Here is a 22,546-nt window from a genome sequence, read left to right on the forward strand (position 1 = left end):
AAAGCCTCATTTTTTATTTACAGATAGATGATCATTATTTTTGATCAGGTGATTTGCTTTTATTTAGCGTAACGAATTTTACTCATCTTTTTTATTACGTCAAATGATCTATTTTGATCGCCATTTAAATAAAATAAGATCTTTTATATGATCTTTTTATTTTTATTACTATTAAGGTGGATCCTTTTTGTTGATAACTCGTTTTTATGATTATTTTATAGGATCTTATCGATCGTTTAATTCTGTTAATTGATCGGATCTTTTTTTAGTTTAACCTGTTTATAACTTCTATTTTTATCCACAACGTTTTTACGTTTCAAGGTTATTAATGCGATTATAACAGCTTTTAAGCTGGGTTTATCACAGAGTTATCCACAAAAAATAAATTCGTTTGCTTAATATTTTAGCTTTTATTGTTTATGATTTAATCTCTACCATTAAGATCATTCTGACTGAAAACAATTTATAATATTAAATATTAGATCAATAAAATATAATGATGAGTATTAAAGATTTCTATATAGTTCAAAATAAGATCATCGAACTTAGTGATATCAACCTACTTACTCAGTTTTGTTGGTAAATTAAATTTGTTGCTATTAAAGAATAAAAGAGTGTATAGATTTACAAGAATAGTATAATTATTTTAAATCCGTATTTTAAAATAAAGTTAAAATTGGATAATTAGAGCTCATATTCAAGTTAAATTTCGTAAGTTTAATAGTTTAGTTTTGAGCAATTTAGAAAACACGTCTTAACCAAAGAAATTACTTCTTTTTTAATTAGCGCTGATCTTGTTAATATTCAAATTGATCGTGTCATCTATCGAGGTTGGCTAACTAATTGTCCTTTTTAGGCTGGTGATAAAGTAGTTGTTATAGCACAGTAGCAAGAAGATCATTATTAACTTTATGCATTAGATAAACTAGCTGAGTGGATAATCAGTATGTATCCTAATTGTAGTAAAGCACTAATTGCTTATTTAATCCATTAAGCTAAATTGTTACTATTTATGATCGTTTTAGTTATGATTTTTTTAATCTATTTTATATTTTAGCTTGGGGTAGTCTTTACCATTACTTCACTTAACAACAGAATATATCTTTTTTATGAAACCTACATTTTTAGCGTGTAGTATTTCTAGTTGCAATAATTATTGAGTTTATATCTAGTGCGATTAAAAAAATGAAAATTACTGAAAAATTTTTAGTACTTTAAATTTGTCAAAAATAGTTAGAATGGATTCAGAGGTTATTATTAATAAAAAAGTTGCTAAATTAAAACAAAAAAGCAGCATAATTGTATTAAACCTTCTAAAATGTTCTTTCTTGGAAAAGATGAAAATAATTTATTTTATTATTAGTGATTAATAATGTGTTAAATATTTATAGCTAAACGTTGTTTTAGCTATCTTATTATTTTGTTTTTTTATAAGTTAACTCGTTTTATTATAGCTATTTTTAATAGCTAGTTTAGCTAACTTGTTTTGTTATTTATAAAAGTGATTGATTTTTGTAAAAGCAAATTTATACTTAGTACGATTGTATTTTTATTGTGAGGTTATTTTATTACTCTTTCACAGTTGCCTTTACCTTTAATATTACCTAATAATGAAAACTTTGATAGTTTTTATGTGGGTGATAATCAATTATTGTTTGATTCTTTGCAAACCTTATTTGATAAGGAAGGCTTCAATGTCTTTTATATATGGTCAGCAAGTGCAGCTGGTCGCACTCATCTATTACATGCTTCAAGCCAAAATAAATTAGCTAGCTATATACCTTTAAAGCAACATGTTTTGTTGGTACCCGAGATTTTGCAAGGTTTAGATAATTATGATTTGGTCTGTCTAGATGATATTGATGCGATAGCTGGCCATCGTGACTGGGAAGAGGCTATATTTGATCTATTTAACCGTTTAACTGAAAAGAACGTTAGTAAATTATTAATTACTGCTAGTGCACCGCCTAAACAAATTCCTTTTATGTTGCCTGATTTAGTGTCTAGATTAACGTGGGGGCAAGTTTATCAGTTAAAAGAGTTAAACGATGAAGATAAATTAAAAGCTTTACAACTTAGGGCAAAATTAAGTGGCTTTGAGTTATCAACTGAAGTTGGGTTATTTTTATTAAAACGTGTTAACCGTGATATGCGAACTTTGTTTTCTTTAATGGAAGAGTTTGAAGTTGCAACGTTAGCTCAACAACGTAAATTAACCATTCCTTTTATTAAACATATTTTGGATTTATAAAATGATAAAAAAACCTGAAGCTATCGTTTTTTTCGATTTAGATGGCACCTTATTTAATAAAGATGTAGATGTGTTACCTAGTACTTACGATGCAATTAGAAAACTAAAACAAAATAATATTGTACCAATGATAGCAACAGGTCGAACACCGCCAGAAGTCCTCGATTTGATGAGAGATACGGGTATAGATTCCATTATTGGTATGAATGGTCAAGTTGTTATTTATGAAAAAAATGTCGTTTTTACCAATAATATCGATAAAAATGTGATTACTCGACTGTATGAATATTCAACAAGGGAAAATAATATTCCTTTGGCTTTTTATAATTATAAAATGATGCGAGTATCTGAAAATGGTCAACCAGCACAAAAATTTTATCACCATTTAAAACAAGATGTTCCACCTGTTGATGATCAAATCTATTTAAAAGAACCTATTCAAATGTTGCTATTACTTTGTGAACAAGGCGAATCACTTTATCGCGACCATTTTCCTGAACTAACCTTTATTCGAAATACGCCTTATTGTGTTGATGTATTTAATCATGGTGGCTCGAAAGGCAGGGGAATTAGTGAATTGTTGAAAACTCAGGGTTTTAGTGATGTCCCTACTTATGCATTTGGTGATGGTATGAATGATTTTGAAATGTTTTTAACCGTTGATCATCCCATTGCTATGGATAATGCCGTTGATGCCTTAAAAGATAAAGCTGAATATGTCACTGATAATAATAATAATGATGGCATAGCTAAAGCATTAAAGAAATTTGGATTAATTTAAATATAAAAAAAATCATCTAATTGTTTAGATTAGATGATTTTAAATTTAATTATTTTATCGTTTATTTATATTTATTTAATGATGTTGTTTAAAACCAACATTATTGTTACCAAAGCAGCGATCATAATCAAAGCCGGTTAACTCTTTAACTAACGCTCTTGTTTCTGGGGTTGCATCTTCTTTTTTACCACCATTTTTCAATCGATCAAGCTCTTGAATAATAAGTGCGTGGGTAGATTTGTCTAATTTCATACGGTAAGTGAAGAATATACCTAATAATGCCATTCCACACACACCTAAGATTAACACTAAGTTAATTGCAGTAACTGCACTTTCTGGTTGAACAGCATCTACGCCTGATACAAAACCAGAGTATTTTAGTACAATACCTAAGACAAAAACGATAGTTGCCCGCATTAATTTACCCGCCATGGTCATTGCGCCTGCATAGATACCTTCACGACGTCTGCCTGTTAGTACTTCATCGATATCAGCTAAGAAGGTGTATACGCTCCACGGAATATAATAAACCCCACCAGTTCCTAATCCGAACCAAATAGTAATACCAATAACAATCCAAGTAACATGAGGCATGTTAAAGTAGTAGACGCCGATATAGCCAATTACCGACGATATTACGATTAATATTGCAATAACAAATGGTCTTTTGAATCCGCGTTTAACACACCAAGCCATAAAGAAGGCGGTGGAAATTAATTGGCAAATACTACTTAAACTATTCATTTGCGAAACAAAGGTTTTTGGTTGGCCTAAGTTAAATACCACGAAATAAGTAAATGTTGCTGCGAATAGCCATTCAGCACCAAAGCCAAATAGATACATACCTAAATGGTTTCTAAATGTTTTTAAACGGAAGGTTGAAAACACATCTGAGAATAATTTGACAATGCTTTCCCAAAGACCAGAGGTTGTTTCATCTTCAATTTCATCAACTGATTTTTCCCAACTATTTAAGTAAAGTAAAATCAATGCAATCGCCATGATAGATGCATAAGTAATACCTGTTAATAAGAATGGTAGTGGTGAGTCTTTACCATCAAATAGGTAGAAAAATACACCTGGGATAGCGGCAGCTAAGAAGTTAGCTACTTTACCAAACATCGCTTTTGAACCAGCTAAATAAGTTCGTTGATCGAAGTTTTTGGTCATCTCTACCGGTAAAGTATTATATGGGATCATAATCATGGTATAGATGAATTCAAATAAAATATAGGTAGTTAAGTAGTACCAGAAATTCATCCCATCAACCCAAAGCAATGGGTAAATAATCATACACGGAATAGCAAATAGGATGAAGAATCGACGGCGACCAAAACGACGTCCAAGTTTAGTATGATTAAAGTTATCAGTAATAAAACCCATTAATGGATTTAAAATAACATCTAAATAAGTCGCAATAGAAAAAATCAACGTTGCTTGAAATGCCGAAAGTCCACAAAAAGTTGTGTAAAAGTATAGTAACCAAGCAGCACTAATTGCCAGCGCACCACTTCCTATCAAATTACCACTACCATACGAAAATCGAGTTAGTGTGGTTATTTTTTTCTGATTATCAGCCATAAATCTATTTCCTTTAATAATTATGAAATACTGTTTTAAAATTATTATCGAAATAATACTAAATTTATACAAGTTAATTTTAATTTTTTTTTAGAAATGTGACATTGATAACAAATTATTTTGTTTTATAAGGCAAATATCTTAATATTATTTAATAAAAATATATAAATATCAGAATGTTATTCTTTTGTTTAAAATTATTTTCTGAAATTGTGATCTTATTAACAGAAAAAATTAATAAAATAATAAAAAATATAAAACAGTATTTCAAAAAATAATTTTTAAATTTAGGAAAACAAGAATGAGTCAATTTAAATTAAAAAAAATACCGCTTTTAATGTTTCTGTCTACCTTCCCTATCTATACCTTTGCTGATCAAACAACTTTTCAATATGAACATAACTGGAAATCAATGGATAGAATTCATGGCGATACGATAAAGTTAATTCATAAAACTGATGATAGTTGGCAATATGAATTTAAATTTGGTGTTACTGAAGGTGGTGGAAACAAACGTGATGTTTTATATGATGATATGCAAGGTGGCTCAGGTGGTGTTGTCATTCAAAAAACGATTACGCTTGATGATGGTTGGGGGGCGATTATTCCTTCATTAGAATTAGGATTTAGTAAAGATTCAACGCTTTATCAACCTGGATTAAAATATAGTTATAAAATTAATAATGATTGGTCAACAAGTTTTCGTTATCGTTATGAATGGAAAAAAATATCTCATGCTGAACGTTATAAAACAGCGAAAATATCTGGTCAACAAGTCAAATATGTTGCAAGTAGCAATACAGGAAGGAATCGTTTAGATTGGGCATTAATATATTCTGGCATTAAGGCATTTAACTTTAATTATACCTTTAACTATTATATTGGTGATTATACCAACAACTCTTATAAAGCCTTGAAGAATGGTTTTTCTAAAAATGAGTATAAAGCTTATAACAATAAAAAAACGGATTATGAGCAAGAATTCAAAATTACCTATAATTATTCAAAATTATTCCGTCCCTATTTTTCTATTTCTGATGTGTCAAAAAGTAAAACCACAGATACTAGACAAGCTAAGTATAAAGTTGGTTTCAATTACGCTTTTGGTCAATCAAATAGTAAAGATTCCGATTTTGCTTACAAAACCTATTTCAAATATGCTCATCATTATGGTTTAACTTCCCATTATCATGGCGATAGTTTTGGCTTATATACTGATTTTGATAAAAAAGGCTATGTTGGTCTTAGCGTAAATACCTATAACCAATTAAAAAATAGATTATTCTTTGATGATATTGTTTCAAGTTACTATCAACTATATGGTGGTTACAACTTTTATTTAGCTGATCAGTGGGTACTAACACCGAATATGGAAGTTAGATTCTACTCTGGTGGTGGTTATAAAGCTAAAAGTAAAGAAAACTTACCGCATTATCAACTAGGTGATGTGAGTGATTCACAACGCCCAGGTGTCCGTTACTCTCCTGCTTTAAAATTGAGCTGGTTACAAAGCGATGATATAGCGCTTTATAGCCAATATCGATATGAATATCGTAAAGTTTCAAGAACTAAACGTGAAGATAGTGTCCAAGGTTATGTTGATAACCGAGCGCGCAATCGTTTTGATATAGGTACTGATATTAACTTATCTCCTGATTGGAATGTTGGCTATCGCTTCTCATACTTAAAAGGAAATTATGTATTACATAATGATAAAAAGCATGATTATCAGCAAGAGTTCGATATAAATTGGCAAGCAACTAAAGCTTGGCAGGTTAACTTGGCTGCTGAGGATGTGGCGAAAAGTCTCCATTCTGACGCAAGGGAAGCTAAGTTAGCACTAGGATTATCTTATCTATTTTAATCAATAAAGAAAGATGTTAAAAGTGGTGGAATCATGTTAAACAGAATAAAGAAAACCTTTTTCGGACTTTTATTAGTTGTCTCTTCAATTAGTCAAGTAATGGCAAGTACGGTTATACAAGGTTATGTTTATGTCAATAAACCTATTATTTCATCGGTGATAATCCGTGATGCTAATAATAAATTTTTAAAAACCATAACCGATAGCGAAGGGTTTTATCAACAAGATGTTTCTGAACTGACGCCACCACTAATTGTTTTTAGTAATGAAAACTCACTTGCTCGAACAGCGGATAGCAACCAAACTTGTAACGGTAACTGTTTGGTTTCATATGTTCACAGTTTAGCAAAAGATCGGCAAAATAGCGTTAATATTAATCCATTAACTGATTTTTTAGCTAGTGAACTAGCTAAACAAGTAAATCTTTTAGGCCCAGAAGAGTTTGTTAATAATCAATTGCCTTTTTTAATAGATGATGCTGCATTAAGCAATGCTTATAAAAAATTTCATTTATTGTTTGATAATGCATTACCTCAAGTAGGCATTATCGCTAAATCGTTTGATCCAGTTACCACAGTTAATCAAGATATCAACCAGCTACTTAATGTAATGCTCTTTAATCGAGGATACGATTCATCTACTGGTAAGGTGAGTGGAACCGTATTGTTTGATATGCGTTTAATACCTATTAGCCAAGATTCGCCTTTTAATTATTCCCAAGCGGTTAAGCAACAAGAAAAAAATATAAATGCTAAACAACGTATTTTTATTTTAGGTGATTCAACTGCCTCTAATTATGATAAAAAAGTTTATCCAAGAATGGGATGGGGGCAAGTTTTTGATCGCTTTATTAATGATAAGGCAGATATCGTTGTCATTAATGGTGCGCAATCTGGCCGTTCAAGCCGTAGTTTCAAAACGGAAGGTTGGTTTCATTTGATGAAGCCTTTTATGAAAAAAGGCGATTATATGATCATCGCTTTTGGGCATAATGATGAAAAATGTGATGGTAGCAATCCAAAACGCGGTAAAGTGGATGTGGCTAATTTATGTACCTATCCGAATGATGATAATAATCAAAAACAATATCCATCAAAACAAGAAAATATGTCATTCCAATCTTCTCTAGAAAGTTATCTTGCAGTGGCAAAAGAGTTAGATATGACACCAATTTTAATGACTCCTGTCACCCGTTATAAAGATCACAATAATAAAATAGCTTATCAAGATCAGAATAAAAACCCTGTTAGCCATCTCCATTACACCACCAATAAACCCGGTTTTGCTTATTGGGGCGATTATTCCAATACCATCAAACATACCGCTAAAGTTAACCAAGTTGCTTTAATTGATTTGGAATCCTTGAGTATTGATTTTGCTAATCAACATAAAGATGACTGGCAGTCTTACTGGTTAGTTGTTGATCCTAATGATCCTAAATATCCCTATTATAAAAAGCAATCTTCCGGTGTGATAGGCAATCCTGACGCAACGCATTTTCAAGAAAAAGGTGCAATAGCGATAGCTGAAATTATAGCCATAGCAATCAGCAATCATCCTGATATAAAACAAGATATTGTTGATCTTAATAAAATTCGTCAATAAAAAATTAAGGTATCAATTAAAATGAAAAAACGACTAATAGCGCTGTTAATTCCATTAGCCATTAACTCATATAGTTTTACAAGCTATGCGTTATCACCAGCACCAATAAAAATAAAACAGGCACTTGATGTTGCGCCTGAAAATGGTTTTGCTGGTTTCAATTTAGCTACCAACAGTGGAACAACAGGTGGGTCAAAAGCTAAAAAGGAGATGATCTTTTTAGTTAACAATAAGAAAGATCTTTTAGAAGCTATTAATATAAATAAAGATCAACCTCGTATTATTCAAGTTTCAGGGGTGATTGATATTAGTGAAAACAAACCTTACAAAAACTTTGATGATCAAAAATCACGATCGTTAATCAAAATTCCTAGTAATACTACATTGATCGGTGTTGGCGATAATGCTGGTTTTATCAATGGCTCAATAATGTTATCTAAAGTAAATAATGTCATTATTCGCAATTTAAAAATTGAAGCCCCAATTGATGTTGAACCAAAATTTGAAGAGGGTGATGGATGGAATGCTGAATGGGATGGTATCAACATTATCTCCTCAACTCATGTTTGGGTTGACCACGTCACTTTAACTGATGGTACCTTTACCGATGATATGTATCGTGAAAAAGATGGCTGGAAATATGTACAACATGATGGTTTGTTAGATATTAAACGTGGTAGTGATTTTATTACTATCTCTTATTGTCTATTTGAAAACCATGATAAGACAATGTTAATCGGTCACAGTGATAAAAATGCTGATCAGGATGAGAATAAATTAAATATCACCCTTCATCATAATGTCTTCACTGATATCACTCAACGTGCGCCAAGAGTAAGGTTTGGTAAAATCCACATGTATAACAACCTTTTTAAAGGGACTGTGAATAAATCTAAAACAGTATACCCATATCAATACTCTATTGGTTTAGGCTATAAAGGCAGTGTACTTTCGGAAAATAATCTATTTTTGATTGATGGTTTAAAAGATAGCTGCAAAGTGGCTAAACAATTTAAAGGCGATAACCTTCAAGATAAAAACTCTCTATTTAATCAATCTAAGTTGCAATTATCATCATGTGGTTTTGATGATAATTTGCGTTGGTCTGTGCCTTATCAATATAGCGTGGATGATATTAAACAATTTAGCAAAAGTTACAGCCGATTAGTTGGTAGTGGAAAACTTTAGAATTATTGAAATAAACAAAAATGTTAGGGTCTATAATGAAAAAAATATTAACTTCAATACTTTGTCTATCTACGCTTTATGTTAGCGCTGCTTCTGCACAAGAGTGGAAAGCGATAGCCTTTGGCCAATCGACAGACTTAAATTTTGCCTCACTTATCAAACCAGAAAAAGTGGGAACCAATAATGCATGGATTGCCGGTGAAAAAGATTTTTTAGTTCCAAATCAACCTTATCCATTACCATCAGATTTCTACCTAGAAAGTCGAGGCGGCAAAATTGCTAACTCGCATGATGGTATGGTGGTGTTTTATACCCAATTACCGGTTAATCAAACATTTACTTTAGAGAGTGATGTTACCTTAGAACAAATAGGACCAGAAGTTGATGGTAAAACGCCTGCTGCTCAAGAAGCAGTTGGTTTATTTGCGCGTGATACCATTGGTGTTGCGCGAAGTGAACCACAGCCTGCTGGTTATGAAGAATTTCCAAACGCTTCAAATGTTATTATGAATGCATTAATTACGCAAAATCAAAAAAATGATAATTTAGTAAAAGTAACCGGCTTAGTGCGTGATGGAGTTAAAAAAGCATGGGGTAATGAAGGCATATCCATTGAGAAAGTCGCTTATGTTGAAAATGTTAATTATGTTGATGTAAAAAGTATGCATTTAACAATGACCAGAACGGCAGATCAGTTTATCTTATCGATGAAAAATAATGCCACAGGTGAAGAGAAACAGTGGGCGACTAATGATTATTCTGGATTTTTAAATCAACAAGATAATCAAAATATTTATGTTGGCTTTTTTGCTTCGAGAAATGCGAAAGTTGAGTTTAAAAATTCTACCTTAACTCTCAAGGATGAAAAAGTTAATTATGATAAATTACCCGCTAAACCAGAAGTAATAGTGGATATTAAACCAACGTTAATTTTGTCCTCATCACAAAATGCCTATAATAAAGATTATACATTACAACTTTTCCCAAATACTTCTGGTACCGTATTGGTTAAGGAAATTAATAAAAAGTTGAATGCCGAAGTTGGTAAATTATTACAGTTTCCAACTCAGTTAAAAGATGGAAGTAATACCTTTACTGTTGAGTTTAAAGATAAAGCAAATACTAGTACCCAAACTTTTACCGTTAATCTAAATAAATCATCGATTGAAAATTTATCTAAAATCATCGTTTCACCAGAAGGTAACAAAGATAATAAAGGTACTAATCAATCACCGGTTGATTTTGAGACCGCGGTTAATAGTGTTGAGCCTGGTGGGGTTATTTATTTGATGGATGGTTATTATAATGGTGTTACCCTACCTGAGCAATTAAGTGGTTTACCGGGTAAATTAAAAACGATACAAGCCATTAATAAGCATAAAGCAATTTTTATCAACACTACGTTTAATTTAGATAGCCATTATTGGTCTATTAAACACGTCATCTTTGATGGAAATATTGATAATAAAGACAATAAGCCCGCTTATTTAAGAATTTCCGGCAGTCATAATGTGATTGATCAAATTGTTACCCGAAATAATAGTGATACTGGACTGGCAATATCAGCAAAAAAGAAAAATCAAAATCGAATTTACTGGCCTTCTTATAATTTAATTGTTAACTCTGATTCTTATAATAATATGGATAAATCAGGGAAAAATGCCGATGGTTTTGCCGCTAAGTTAGGGGTGGGTAAAGGTAATGTCTTTAGAGGATGTATTGCCCATAACAATACTGATGATGGTTTTGATCTTTATAACAAGATTGAAGATGGCCCGAATGACCCGGTATTAATTGATAGTTCCGTAACGTATTCAAACGGTTTTCCTTTCTCAAAACCTAATATTGCTAAGGGAAGTATTGGTAATGGCTTTAAATTAGGTGCTGAAGGGCAACCGGTAAATCATAAAATTATCAACTCGATTTCATTAAACAATAATATGGATGGATTTACTGATAACTTTAATACGGGTTCTTATATCATGAGCAATAATATTTCAATTAATAGTGCGCGATATAATTATATTTTACGAGCTAACCCTTATGAGTTTTTAAAACCAGAGGTTACTTTTGAACATAATTATTCTATTCGAGATAGTTGGGATTCAGCGATAAAAGATTCATTTGGACCGCAAATTAAAAGTATAGATTTTAAATCGGTGACCAGTGATAAATTATGGCCGGGCAATACTGACTTTAAAATCACACGAGATAAAAACGGTAATATTGTATTACCAAAAGAGTTACAAACATTAATTGAAAAAAATAAAGTTAACTAATTAAAAAATAACGCGCTAAATCTTATTAGATTTAGCGCTTTTCATCTTTACAACTCATCTTTGCAATTTATGTTTTCAACTACCACTCTTATTACTCAATTTTGATAGCCAATACGTTATTATGTTTGTTTAATAATATGTTGTTGAGAAATATATTGCAGTTAAAAAATTATATTTAAAGATAACTTTTATTTATTGAATAGCAATTATTAGAAGTAATGAAATGTGTTATTTCATCAATTAAGCTGAAATAACACAAGTTTTGTTGAAGGTGTAGATACTAAATTAAGCTAACAGACTTTTGATATAAGCTGTGATTTCTGGGTCTTGGCTGTTTTCAAATAAACATTTTTGGAAACGCTCACCTCGGATCGCATCTTTAAGTAATGATTGATCAATTGATTTCAATGCTTCGATTAAACTTTTTCCTGCTGCATTTTTCATATCATTTAAAATTACCGCATTAGCATTTTGCGATTCACGGCGCTCAGGCGGATAGCCTAATCCTTTTTCGCCATCAAAAGCTTTTTCAAAAATATAACGCGCATTAAGTTCAGCTCCCCAACCAAAGCCTTTAGCAAAAGCAAGTGATAACGCATTACCATTATTTACTTGTGCAAATAAATAGGCATCAGTAGGTTCAATACAATAACCACAGTTAACACCAGGGAATGCGTTTAACGCCATTAAAGCACCTTGGCCTGTTCCACAACCGGTGATAACAAAATCAACTGCTTTGCTGTTTAATAAAATAGCGCTAATAATACCTAAATGAACATAAGTTAATTTTTTATCATTGTCGCCATCCATGCCGACGTTAAAAACAGTATGTCCGTATTTCTCAGTTGCGTTTTTTAATTCATTTAAAATAATTGGATTTTTAGCTGCTTGGCTAAATTCGTTCATTAGTGCTATTTTCATGATTTTCCTCTATTTTGTGTGAAATAATAACCAATCACATTATGGTTATTAGTACATTTCGCTTTCATTATAAGCCTGCAAAAAAATATATCAATTTTTTTAACTAAAATAAAACGATGTTTTAATAAATTTGTAGCAATGTGATGAAAGTCACAAAATCGTCTTGGTTTTTATATTACTATATTTAATAAATTATCATCTTTTAAACAGTTAATAATATTTATATGCAGGGAGTTTTATATGGCTAAGGGGAATATCGTAAGGCTATCTTATTCATCATTTACTGATGAAGATTCAAAAAATGAAATTATTCGGTTAACGCCAGAAGGTATTTTATGTCATCGTAATTATTTTTATCAAAAATGTTTTACCAATGATGGCCAAAAGTTACTTTTTGCTGGTGAATTTGATACTAATCGCAACTATTATTTACTCGATATTGAAAACCAAACAGCAAAACAACTTACTGAAGGACCTGGTGATAATACTTTTGGTGGCTTTTTATCTCCAGATGATAAATTTTTGTACTATGTTAAAAATGAACGCAACTTACAACAAGTTAATCTAGAGACATTGGAAGAAAAAAATGTTTATACTGTTCCTGATGACTGGGTTGGCTATGGAACATGGGTTGCTAATAGTGATTGTAACGAAATTGTTGGTATCGAGATTGATAAAAAAGATTGGACCCCACTTACTGATTGGACAATATTTAAAGCATTTTATGATAAAAATCCGCACTGCCGTTTAATCAAAATTGATATTGAAACTGGCGTAGCTAAAACAGTTATTGATCAAAATGTATGGTTAGGTCACCCTATTTTTAGACCTTTTGATGATAAAACTATCGCATTTTGTCATGAAGGACCTCATGATTTAGTTGATGCCAGAATTTGGTTAGTAGATCGTGATGGTAAAAATGAGCGTAAAGCACATGATAACTTACCTGGTGAAAGTTGTACTCATGAATTTTGGGTACCAGATGGTTCAGGATTAGCTTATGTATCTTATATGAAGGGCCAACAAGAACGCTATATTCGCCTTTACAATCCAGTCACCAATGAAGATAAAGAGATCATGGAAATGCCAGCATGCTCTCACTTAATGAGTAATTTTGATGGTACGCTCTATATTGGTGATGGAACAGGAAGCCCGGTAGACGTTATTGATACTAGTGGTTATAAAATAGAGAATGATCCATGGCTGTATATTCTAGCACCTAAAACCAAAACAGCGCATAAACTGGTTAAACATAATAGTACTTGGCGAGTTTTAGATGGTGATCGTCAGGTGACTCATCCTCATCCATCGTTTTCACCTGATAATAAATATGTTTTATATTCATGTGATGCACAAGATGAACCCGCACTTTATTTAACTAAAGTGCCAGCTAACATATTAGAAGAAATGTGATAGACCCGTTTTGTCTATCATAACTAGAACGGAGAATATAATTATGTCGATTTTAAATAAATTTTCACTCAACAATAAAATAGCGCTAGTAACCGGCGCTTCTTATGGCATCGGCTTTGAAATAGCAAAATCGTTAGCTGGTGCAGGAGCGAAAATCGTATTTAATGATGTCGTGCCTGAAAATTTACAAAAAGGACTTGAAGCTTATAAAGCCGCTGGCATTGATGCTCATGGCTATTTATTTGATATTACCGATGAAGCCACTGTTGAAAAATCTATTGCCCAAATTGAAAAAGAACATGGTGTGATTGATATTTTAGTTAACAATGCGGGTATTATTCAGCGCAAATCAATGCTGGAAACCAGTGCAGCTGATTATCGAAAAATTATTGATATCGACCTTACTGGTCAATTTATTATGGCAAAAGCGGTGCTTCCTTCAATGATCAAAAAAGGTAGCGGTAAAATTATTAACATTTGTTCAATGATGAGTGAGCTTGGTCGTGAAACTGTTGTTGGATACGCATCAGCTAAAGGTGGCTTAAAAATGTTAACCAAAAATATCTGTTCAGAATTTGGTCATGCCAATATTCAATGTAACGGTATTGGCCCAGGTTATATTGCAACACCGCAAACAGCACCATTACGTGAAAAACAAGCCGATGGTTCTCGTCATCCATTTGATCAGTTCATTATTGCCAAAACACCAGCTGGACGCTGGGGCACACCTGATGATTTAGCTGGCGCTGCAGTATTTTTAGCATCAGAAGCTTCAAATTTTGTTAATGGCCATATTCTTTATGTAGATGGTGGTATTTTAGCTTATATTGGTAAACAACCTTAATAAAATAAGATTAAAAAAATTAAATGGTTTAAGAGATAATAAGATAAAGGGATGTATTTTATTATCTCTTGTTTATTTTATAAATTTAGGAGTGATGTCATGTTTTGTTTTAATGCAGATATTGAATTAATTGATTTAGGAAATGGAGTTAAACGTAAAGTTTTAGCGCACGATGGTAATATGATGGCAGTCGAGGTTCATTTTGAAACTGGGGCGATTGGGGCAATGCATCATCATCCACATGAACAATTAACATATGTTTTATCGGGTGAATTTGAATTTACTATCGGTGATGAGACTAAAATTGTTCGTGCTGGCGATACATTATACAAAAAGCCGAATATTGAACATGGCTGTGTTTGTAAACAAGCTGGTGTATTACTTGATATGTTTACGCCACAACGATTAGATTTTTTATAAAATAGCTTGTTCATTATTAATTATGATATACTTTCGATAGTTTTAGTTGTTCTAAGTGATCATTTAATAATAGAATAATGACTATTTTTTAGTAAGGAGATGTGCTAATCATGAGTGATAGCTCGCCAGAATCGGTTGCTTCAGTTTTAAAAGTTTTCGGAATTTTAGAAGCTTTATCTGAATCTAAAGACATTGCTATATCAGAATTATCGCAAAAAGTAATGATGCCCAAAAGCACAGCCTATCGTTTCTTGCAAACTATGAAATCATTAGGTTATGTTAATCAAGAAGAAGATTCAGATAAATATTCTCTTAATTTAAAATTGCTTGATCTAGGTAACCGAGTACTTTATCACCAAAACTTCTTAGCTATTGCTGATTTAGAGATGAGAAAGCTAAGAGATAAAACCAAAGAAACGATCCATTTAGCTGTTCGTGAAGGTGACCAAATTATTTATGTTAATAAAGTGGCATCCGAACAGTATAGCCTTTGCTTAACCTCTAAAATCGGTAATCAAGCGACGGTACATGCAAGTGGATTAGGTAAGGTTTTATTGGCTTGGTTGGATGATGAAAGCAAAAAAAGCTTAGTTAATAGTATTGATTTTGTTCAATACACCCCGAAAACCATTACCAGTAAAGAGGCTTTTCTTGCCGAACTAGATGAAGTTAAACGTCTAGGCTATGGCAAAGATGATGAAGAATCAGAACTTGGTTTGCGTTGTTTTGCGGTACCTATTTATAATCGTTTAGGTAATATTATTGCTGCGTTAAGTTTATCAACCTCTATCTTTAGATGTAGTACAGAGGAAGATGAAGCTAAACTGGTGAGTGAAATTAGCCAAGCTGCCGCCAAAATATCTGAATTAATTGGTTATAATAATCAGTCAAAATCATCAGATTAAAGGTTATTATTGATAAATAACCCCTAAGCTTACCGCTTGGTTTGCTCCAGTTACTTCTGGAATGTTGGATGGAAGATTATTCATTCTACAATAAGCAAGCCAAGCAAAAGCAATCGCTTCCATATCATCACTGTTCACCCCTTTAACATCAGTCGTTAAAACTTGCCATTTGGGTAATAATACTGATAAGCGTTCCATAATGAGTGGGTTTTTTGCGCCACCTCCACAGACTAATAATTGACATGGTAAATGCATTTTTATTGATAATTTATTAATCTCATGGGCAATTGTGGTAGCAGTAAATTCAACCAATGTTGCTTGAATATCTTCGGCACTTAAGGCAAATTCAGTTAATTTTTGAGTTAACCAAGTTAAATTAAATAGTTCTCTACCGGTGCTTTTGGGCGCTGGTAACTGGAAATAATCTTCATTACATAACGTACTTAATAAGGTTTGATTTACTTTTCCTGATTTGGCCCATAAACCATCTTTATCGTAATTTTTTGCTAGATTTTTATTTATCCAACCATCAAGTAAAACATTACCAGGCCCTGTGTCATAACCAATTACCGGTTGATCAGGAATTAACACTGAAATATTACTGATTCCGCCAATATTTAAAACAACACAGTTAATTGTTGGATTTAAGAATATTGCTTTATGAAAAGCGGGTACTAATGGTGCACCTTGACCACCATAAGCCATATCTTTACGTCGAAAATCGGCAATGGTTGTAATGCCTGTTTGAGCAGCAATAATATTGGCATCGCCAATTTGCATGGTAAATGGATTAGAACCACAGGGCGCATGATAAATGGTCTGTCCATGACAGCCAATAGCTTTAATTTGTTTTTTATCAATATGATTTTGTGTTATAAACTGATTGATGCTTTTGGCATAAAGCATACCTAATTGATGATCAAGCTCACCTAAATCTTGTAATTTAGTTTGCTTACTAGTACAAAGCGTTAATAATCGAGTTTTAATTTCGGTTGGCATTGGATAGCAATCACTCGCAATAGCAGTTATCTTTCCATTACTGATATCAACTAAAGCGATATCTACTCCATCCATGCTGGTACCCGACATTACACCAATATATAAATTTTGCATAATATTATCCTTGTCGAATGATTGTGCCCGTTTGTACATCGCGAATGATTGATGGTTGTGAACGTCTTCCGGTTTGACCATCTAAAATGGGAAAATTCTCGCCAAATTGCTGGGCAACTTCAATTGTTGTTTTACAAGCTGGGTACCCAGAAAGATTGGCACTGGTCGAAACTAATGGCTTAGCAAATAAATCACAAAGCTGACATACTAAAGGATGATCAGTAATTCGAACGGCAATTGAATGATATTTTCCAGTTAAAAAATCCGGAGTATTAATATTTTTTGGAAAAATCCAAGTGTTAGGGCCTGGCCAACTATCAAAAGCTATCTGTTTTTGCTCTTGAGTGACTGCTGATTCATCAATATAAGGAAGGAGTTGCTCATAGTGACTAGCAATTAAAATTAAACCTTTATCAACCGAACGTTGCTTTAGTTTTAACAATTTAAAAACGGCTGATTGACAATCGGGATCACAACCTAAACCAAAAACAGCTTCGGTTGGATAAGCAACGACTTCACCTTTTTTTAATAATTGATTGATTTCTAATAGAGTTAATAAGTTTGCCATCAAATTTGTCTGTTTACCCAATATCATTAAAATTTATATTAAACTGAGGTAGGCCTATTTGCAAATTGGCGATGATGGAAATTCTAATAAGATAGGTATTAGTTAGAAGTAATCAGCCAAATTATTCCCAATTGATTTGAGGATAATAGTTAACGGTTAAATCAACGACCTGTTGCATATTGATAATTTCAACTCTTGGATCTATTCGTTCTTTTAAACCACGAGCGCTAATATCACTATCAAGCACATAACAATGTTGTGTGTTTTGCAAAACCACATTTAATATAGGGTTATTTTGACAAGCTATAATGACGCCATTTTGCCAAAATAGCACAGCATCTTGTGCTGATATAAGCTTTGGATCGATTATTGATTGGTTAGCTGTTGTGATGGTATGTAACATTTTTCTCTTTTTACCCTTAAATTAAACCCCAAAAACCCCGTTCCTCAACATTTTTTGTTAAAATTCAAGTAAATCTTACTTGGTACATCTTTAATGGTTATTAGTATATAATAAGGGCTATTTATCGAGCAAAGAATTCGTTATGAAACCAATTATTTTAGCTAATGAACAAGAGACAATTTTGTTTGGTAAACAATTGGCAGCCCAGTGTCTAAATTATTTGTCTAATCATAATAGTGCAATAGTCATCTATCTGATAGGTGATCTTGGTGCAGGTAAAACCACGTTTAGCCGAGGATTTTTGCAACAATTAGGTCATGTTGGCAATGTCAAAAGTCCTACTTATACACTGGTTGAACCTTATCAATTTGATACGTTTTGTGTTTATCACTTTGATTTGTACCGATTAGGTGATCCTGAAGAGTTAGAGTTTATGGGTATTCGTGAATATTTTTCCTCCAAAGCAATTTGTTTGATTGAGTGGCCTATGCAGGTTAAAGGTATTTTGCCTGCTGCTGATATTGAAATTCATTTGGCTTATTTCATGCTTGAACGAACCGTTTGTCTGCAAGCAAACAGTGATAAAGGGCAAGCTATCATTAACCAATTACTATAAAAATTAGCGAAAAAACCATGAAGAAAATACTCACTTTTTTTATATTATTATTTCTATGTAGCTCAGTTTATGCGTCGAAAGTTGTCATAGCTGTCGATGCTGGTCATGGCGGCAAGGATTCGGGGGCAATTGGTCAAAATCAGTTATACGAAAAAAATGTCACTATTTCGATAGCGAAAAAATTAACTAATTTATTAAATAAAGATCCCAATTTTAAAGGGGTATTAACCCGTAGAACAGATAATTTTATCTCTGTTCATGAGCGTTCGGATATTGCGCGTAAAAGTAAGGCAAACTTATTAATTTCTATCCATGCTGATGCCGCACCTAATCGTAACGCCACTGGCGCATCAATTTGGGTATTATCAACTAAACGAGCCGATACCGAGTTGGGTCGTTGGCTAGAACAAGATGAAAAGCAATCACAATTATTAGGTGGCGCAGGTGATGCTTTGAGTGATGATCATGACCAAAATTTAAGCCAAGCAGTACTCGACTTACAATTCTCTTATTCACAACGAGTTGGTTATGAACTAGCAACTCAGGTGTTAAAAGAGATGGACGGTGTGATTAAACTGCATAAAGGTATACCTGAACATGCCAGTTTAGGCGTATTGCGTTCACCAGATATCCCTTCAATATTGATTGAAGTTGGATTTATAACTAATGAAGCTGAAGAACGATTGTTAGCAAGTAATGCCCATCAAGATAAAATAGCTAAAGTGATTTATCAGGGGATAAAAAATTATGTTAAACAGAATCCTAAATTTGGAGAAAAACATTAATGGCAATTCATATTCTATCACCTCAATTAGCTAACCAAATCGCTGCTGGTGAAGTGGTAGAACGGCCGGTTTCGGTGATCAAAGAGTTAGTTGAAAACAGCCTTGATGCTGGTAGTACGCAAATTGATATTGATGTTGAACAAGGTGGTAGTAAATTAATCCGTATTCGCGATAATGGTAGTGGTATTGCTAAAGCTGAATTAGCATTAGCTTTAGCTCGCCATGCAACTAGCAAAATTAATACACTGGATGATTTAGATAGCATTATGAGCTTAGGCTTTCGTGGTGAAGCGCTAGCAAGTATAAGTTCTGTTGCTCGATTAACGCTAACTTCACGCACAGCCGATCAATCTGAAGCATGGCAAGTTTATGCTGAAGGTCGAGATATGAAACCAACGATTAAGCCAGCCGCGCACCCGGTTGGATCAACCGTTGAAGTTCTTGATCTATTTTATAATACACCTGCTAGACGCCGCTTTCTCAAAACCGATAAAACAGAATTTATGCATATTGAGGAGTTTGTTCGACGTATTGCTCTTGCGCGACCTGATGTCACTTTTAATTTGCAACACAATGGTAAACTCATTAAACAGTATCGCCAATCCCCGCTTGAAAAACGGGTTGAGTCAGTTTGTGGTCGGTCATTTGTTCAAAAAGCGATAAAATTAGATTGGCAGCATAATGATTTGCAGATCCAAGGCTGGGTTAGTAGTAGTGAAGTGAGTGAACTACAATATTTTTATGTTAATGGCCGAGTCATAAAAGATAAATTAATCAATCATGCTTTGCGTCAAGCTTACAGTAGCCGAACCAATGAACAACAGAGTTATGTGGCTTTTTTACAGATTGACCCTAAACAAGTCGATGTTAATGTTCATCCTGCTAAGCATGAAGTGCGATTTCATGAAGCAAGATTAGTACATGACTTTGTATATCAAGCCATTGTAATGGCTCTTGAATCAAGTCAACAACTTGCAGCTGATGATGAAAAAACGGTAATGATACCGAATCGACAAGCTGCCGGTGAGAATATTTTTAATCAAAAAAACCAAACTGAGCATAAAACTTATTCACCAACTAGCGCATTACCGAAAAAGCCAATTAACCATGTTAAAGAAAATACGCTTTATGGCCAGTTGGTTGATACAAAGCTAAAAGGTTCAATCGAAAAAACGCGCTTAAGGTCACTTGAATTAGCTGATGATGATAGTTCAATAACGGCACCACAACAGGCGGTTATTGAGGGCTTATTTCCTAAACGGGATGTTCCATTGCAATCCTTGCATCAGCAAGTTGATAGTTCCTCATTAGTGCAATTTGGTCGAGTATTAACGGTTATGCAACCTGATATAGCCTTGCTTGAGAAGACTGAAAATAATCAACAGCAGTTTATGTTAATGAAGTTGTCGGTTGCTCAACAGAAAGTAAATGCCATTAAAATATTATCTCATGAGTCTGAAAAGTTACTTATTACATTAACAATTTTAGTCAATAAGAAAGAACAGGATGCTTTAAATGATTATCAAGACCAATTGAAGTTTTTAGGTTTTGATTTTTATATTGATAAAGCTAAACTACATTTGCATAATGTACCGAAAATGTTACGAACCACAAATTGGCAAAAATTATTACCCATGTTAATTGCGTTCCTTTTATCATCAGCTAAAGATGTACTCGACCCGACGCAAATCGCGATTTGGTTAATTGAAAATGCCGACAATGATTATGCTGAAAATTGGAGTGTAAATAAAACTATCCAGTTATTGGCACAATTGGAACAGATAGATAATAATTTGTTACAACAAGATAGCTTTTTATATCCGATTGATCTTCAATCTTTATCACAATCAATTTTATCATGAATAAACCCAAAATTATCTCGTTAATGGGGCCAACAGCATCAGGTAAAACCGCTTTTGCGATGGCCCTTTATGACAAATACCCGATCGATATTATTAGTGTTGATTCAGCACTTATTTATCGAGGTATGGATATTGGCAGTGCTAAGCCAACCAAAGAAGAACAACAGAAATACCCACACAAACTTATTGATATTTGTGATCCAGCGGAAAGTTATTCTGCTGCCAATTTTCGGCATGATGCCATTGTAGAAATAGAAAAATCATTAAGCAATGGTCGAACACCATTATTAGTTGGTGGAACAATGTTATATTTTAAAGCGTTAATTGAGGGGCTTTCGCCGTTACCGGCTGCCAATAGTGATATTCGCCAACAGATTGAAGAAAAGGCCAATAGATTAGGTTGGCAAGCGATTCATGAGGAGTTAAAAAAGGTTGATCCTGTGTCAGCTGAGCGAATTCACCCTAATGATCCACAGCGCCTTAATCGAGCATTAGAGGTTTATCTTATTTCTGGTAAAAGTTTAACCGAATTAACACAAGAAAGTGGTGAAGCATTACCTTATGATATTATGCAATTAGCCATCATGCCGGAAGATCGAGCCGAATTACATCACCGCATTGAGCAACGTTTTTTACAAATGTTAGATCAAGGTTTTGAAGATGAAGTAAAAAAACTTATGCAGCGCGCCGATCTTCATTTGAATCTACCTTCAATGCGTTGTGTAGGATATCGACAAATGTGGGAGTATCTAAATGGCGATAGTAGTTATGATGAGATGGTTTTTAAAGGAATTTGTGCTACTCGCCAATTAGCAAAACGACAAATTACTTGGCTTAGAGGCTGGAAACAATCGATAACTTGGTTAAATAATGATAATATGGAAACAGTTTTTAATCAGATTTTTTAATTTACAAATTGTAGTAATAGCTTTTGATATTTTTTCTATTGGTTATAATAGTACACAAAATTTTTTCATTTCTTAAAAAACTTTCTACTTATACTGATGTTAAAAGTTGTTTGTTTGTTTAAATTTCGTTAATTTATTAAATTTTTAGTTATTTGTGCATAAATTGCCTTTGATTAGTTTAAGAGCTGGGTTTTTTATGTTATTTTGATAAACACTACATAAGTATTTTATGTTGCAAT

At 33.0% G+C, this 22,546-nt stretch carries 18 protein-coding genes and 1 pseudogene; 14 read left to right on the top strand and 5 right to left on the bottom strand.

Annotation, left to right across the window (positions count from 1 at the left end; genetic code table 11):
* Positions 1-1,567 precede the first annotated feature (1,567 nt).
* Together hda and DKK70_RS00010 are read left to right on the top strand one after the other, a co-directional pair.
* Positions 1,568-2,251 (top strand): DnaA inactivator Hda, encoded by a 684-nt coding sequence (gene hda / locus DKK70_RS00005; protein WP_110432207.1) that lies wholly within the window; start codon positions 1,568-1,570, stop codon positions 2,249-2,251.
* Between the two features lies 1 nt (position 2,252).
* On the top strand, positions 2,253-3,032 hold the full coding sequence (locus DKK70_RS00010; protein WP_110432208.1) for a Cof-type HAD-IIB family hydrolase: 780 nt from the start codon (positions 2,253-2,255) through the stop codon (positions 3,030-3,032).
* Positions 3,033-3,107: 75 nt separating this feature from the next.
* On the opposite strand, the gene DKK70_RS00015 is transcribed toward DKK70_RS00010, so the two are convergent.
* Positions 3,108-4,613 (bottom strand): MFS transporter, encoded by a 1,506-nt coding sequence (locus DKK70_RS00015; RefSeq protein ID WP_110432209.1) that lies wholly within the window; start codon positions 4,611-4,613, stop codon positions 3,108-3,110.
* Between the two features lie 301 nt (positions 4,614-4,914).
* On the opposite strand from DKK70_RS00015, the gene DKK70_RS00020 reads away from it, so the two are divergent.
* Genes DKK70_RS00020 through DKK70_RS00035 form a run of 4 tightly spaced genes read left to right on the top strand, consistent with a single transcriptional unit; the run spans position 4,915 to position 11,549 of the window.
* The gene (locus DKK70_RS00020; RefSeq protein ID WP_110432210.1) at positions 4,915-6,477 is read left to right on the top strand and encodes an oligogalacturonate-specific porin KdgM family protein; all 1,563 of its coding nucleotides are present in this window, start codon (positions 4,915-4,917) and stop codon (positions 6,475-6,477) included.
* Positions 6,478-6,510: 33 nt separating this feature from the next.
* Positions 6,511-8,082 (top strand): SGNH/GDSL hydrolase family protein, encoded by a 1,572-nt coding sequence (locus DKK70_RS00025; protein WP_110432211.1) that lies wholly within the window; start codon positions 6,511-6,513, stop codon positions 8,080-8,082.
* A gap of 21 nt (positions 8,083-8,103) precedes the next feature.
* Complete coding sequence (locus DKK70_RS00030) at positions 8,104-9,270, top strand: pectate lyase family protein (protein WP_110432212.1); 1,167 nt, start codon at positions 8,104-8,106, stop codon at positions 9,268-9,270.
* A 35-nt stretch (positions 9,271-9,305) separates the two neighbouring features.
* Entirely contained in the window at positions 9,306-11,549 is a 2,244-nt protein-coding gene (locus DKK70_RS00035) for a right-handed parallel beta-helix repeat-containing protein (RefSeq protein WP_110432213.1), read from the top strand.
* Between the two features lie 285 nt (positions 11,550-11,834).
* Here DKK70_RS00035 and DKK70_RS00040 read toward each other — a convergent pair whose 3' ends face one another.
* Positions 11,835-12,470 (bottom strand): RpiB/LacA/LacB family sugar-phosphate isomerase, encoded by a 636-nt coding sequence (locus DKK70_RS00040; RefSeq protein ID WP_110422353.1) that lies wholly within the window; start codon positions 12,468-12,470, stop codon positions 11,835-11,837.
* 240 nt (positions 12,471-12,710) lie between these two features.
* Between DKK70_RS00040 and DKK70_RS00045 the strand changes: the two genes are divergently transcribed.
* From DKK70_RS00045 to kdgR, 4 genes are all read left to right on the top strand, one after another.
* Positions 12,711-13,883: an oligogalacturonate lyase family protein gene (locus tag DKK70_RS00045; protein ID WP_110432214.1), complete on the top strand. Its 1,173-nt coding sequence runs from the start codon at positions 12,711-12,713 to the stop codon at positions 13,881-13,883.
* Positions 13,884-13,932: 49 nt separating this feature from the next.
* Complete coding sequence (locus DKK70_RS00050) at positions 13,933-14,727, top strand: gluconate 5-dehydrogenase (protein WP_110432229.1); 795 nt, start codon at positions 13,933-13,935, stop codon at positions 14,725-14,727.
* A 99-nt stretch (positions 14,728-14,826) separates the two neighbouring features.
* On the top strand, positions 14,827-15,147 hold the full coding sequence (locus tag DKK70_RS00055) for a cupin domain-containing protein (protein WP_110432215.1): 321 nt from the start codon (positions 14,827-14,829) through the stop codon (positions 15,145-15,147).
* A 110-nt stretch (positions 15,148-15,257) separates the two neighbouring features.
* On the top strand, positions 15,258-16,052 hold the full coding sequence (kdgR, locus tag DKK70_RS00060) for a DNA-binding transcriptional regulator KdgR (RefSeq protein ID WP_110432216.1): 795 nt from the start codon (positions 15,258-15,260) through the stop codon (positions 16,050-16,052).
* Between the two features lie 6 nt (positions 16,053-16,058).
* Here the strand turns inward: kdgR and DKK70_RS00065 are convergent, their stop codons facing one another.
* The 3 genes from DKK70_RS00065 to tusB all read right to left on the bottom strand — a co-directional run bounded on the left by DKK70_RS00065 (position 16,059) and on the right by tusB (position 18,136).
* On the bottom strand, positions 16,059-17,165 hold the full coding sequence (locus tag DKK70_RS00065; protein WP_110432217.1) for an anhydro-N-acetylmuramic acid kinase: 1,107 nt from the start codon (positions 17,163-17,165) through the stop codon (positions 16,059-16,061).
* A 4-nt stretch (positions 17,166-17,169) separates the two neighbouring features.
* A complete protein-coding gene (locus DKK70_RS00070; RefSeq protein WP_110432218.1) occupies positions 17,170-17,733 on the bottom strand; it encodes a Sua5/YciO/YrdC/YwlC family protein in 564 nt (187 codons plus the stop codon).
* A gap of 121 nt (positions 17,734-17,854) precedes the next feature.
* The gene (tusB, locus tag DKK70_RS00075; RefSeq protein WP_110432219.1) at positions 17,855-18,136 is read right to left on the bottom strand and encodes a sulfurtransferase complex subunit TusB; all 282 of its coding nucleotides are present in this window, start codon (positions 18,134-18,136) and stop codon (positions 17,855-17,857) included.
* Positions 18,137-18,278: 142 nt separating this feature from the next.
* Between tusB and tsaE the strand changes: the two genes are divergently transcribed.
* The 4 genes and pseudogenes from tsaE (at position 18,279) to miaA (ending at position 22,307) form a co-directional block, all read left to right on the top strand.
* Positions 18,279-18,752 (top strand): tRNA (adenosine(37)-N6)-threonylcarbamoyltransferase complex ATPase subunit type 1 TsaE, encoded by a 474-nt coding sequence (gene tsaE, locus DKK70_RS00080; RefSeq protein WP_110432220.1) that lies wholly within the window; start codon positions 18,279-18,281, stop codon positions 18,750-18,752.
* A gap of 59 nt (positions 18,753-18,811) precedes the next feature.
* Positions 18,812-19,516: pseudogene (locus tag DKK70_RS00085) on the top strand (N-acetylmuramoyl-L-alanine amidase); the annotation flags it as partial.
* A 20-nt stretch (positions 19,517-19,536) separates the two neighbouring features.
* Positions 19,537-21,399, top strand: a complete 1,863-nt coding sequence (gene mutL, locus DKK70_RS00090; RefSeq protein ID WP_110432222.1) for a DNA mismatch repair endonuclease MutL — start codon at positions 19,537-19,539, stop codon at positions 21,397-21,399.
* Complete coding sequence (gene miaA / locus DKK70_RS00095; protein ID WP_110432223.1) at positions 21,396-22,307, top strand: tRNA (adenosine(37)-N6)-dimethylallyltransferase MiaA; 912 nt, start codon at positions 21,396-21,398, stop codon at positions 22,305-22,307. The genes mutL and miaA overlap by 4 nt, the downstream gene beginning before the upstream one ends.
* Positions 22,308-22,546: the final 239 nt, after the last annotated feature.

Source organism: Gilliamella apicola, from assembly GCF_003202655.1.
Taxonomy (GTDB): domain Bacteria; phylum Pseudomonadota; class Gammaproteobacteria; order Enterobacterales; family Orbaceae; genus Gilliamella; species Gilliamella apicola_R.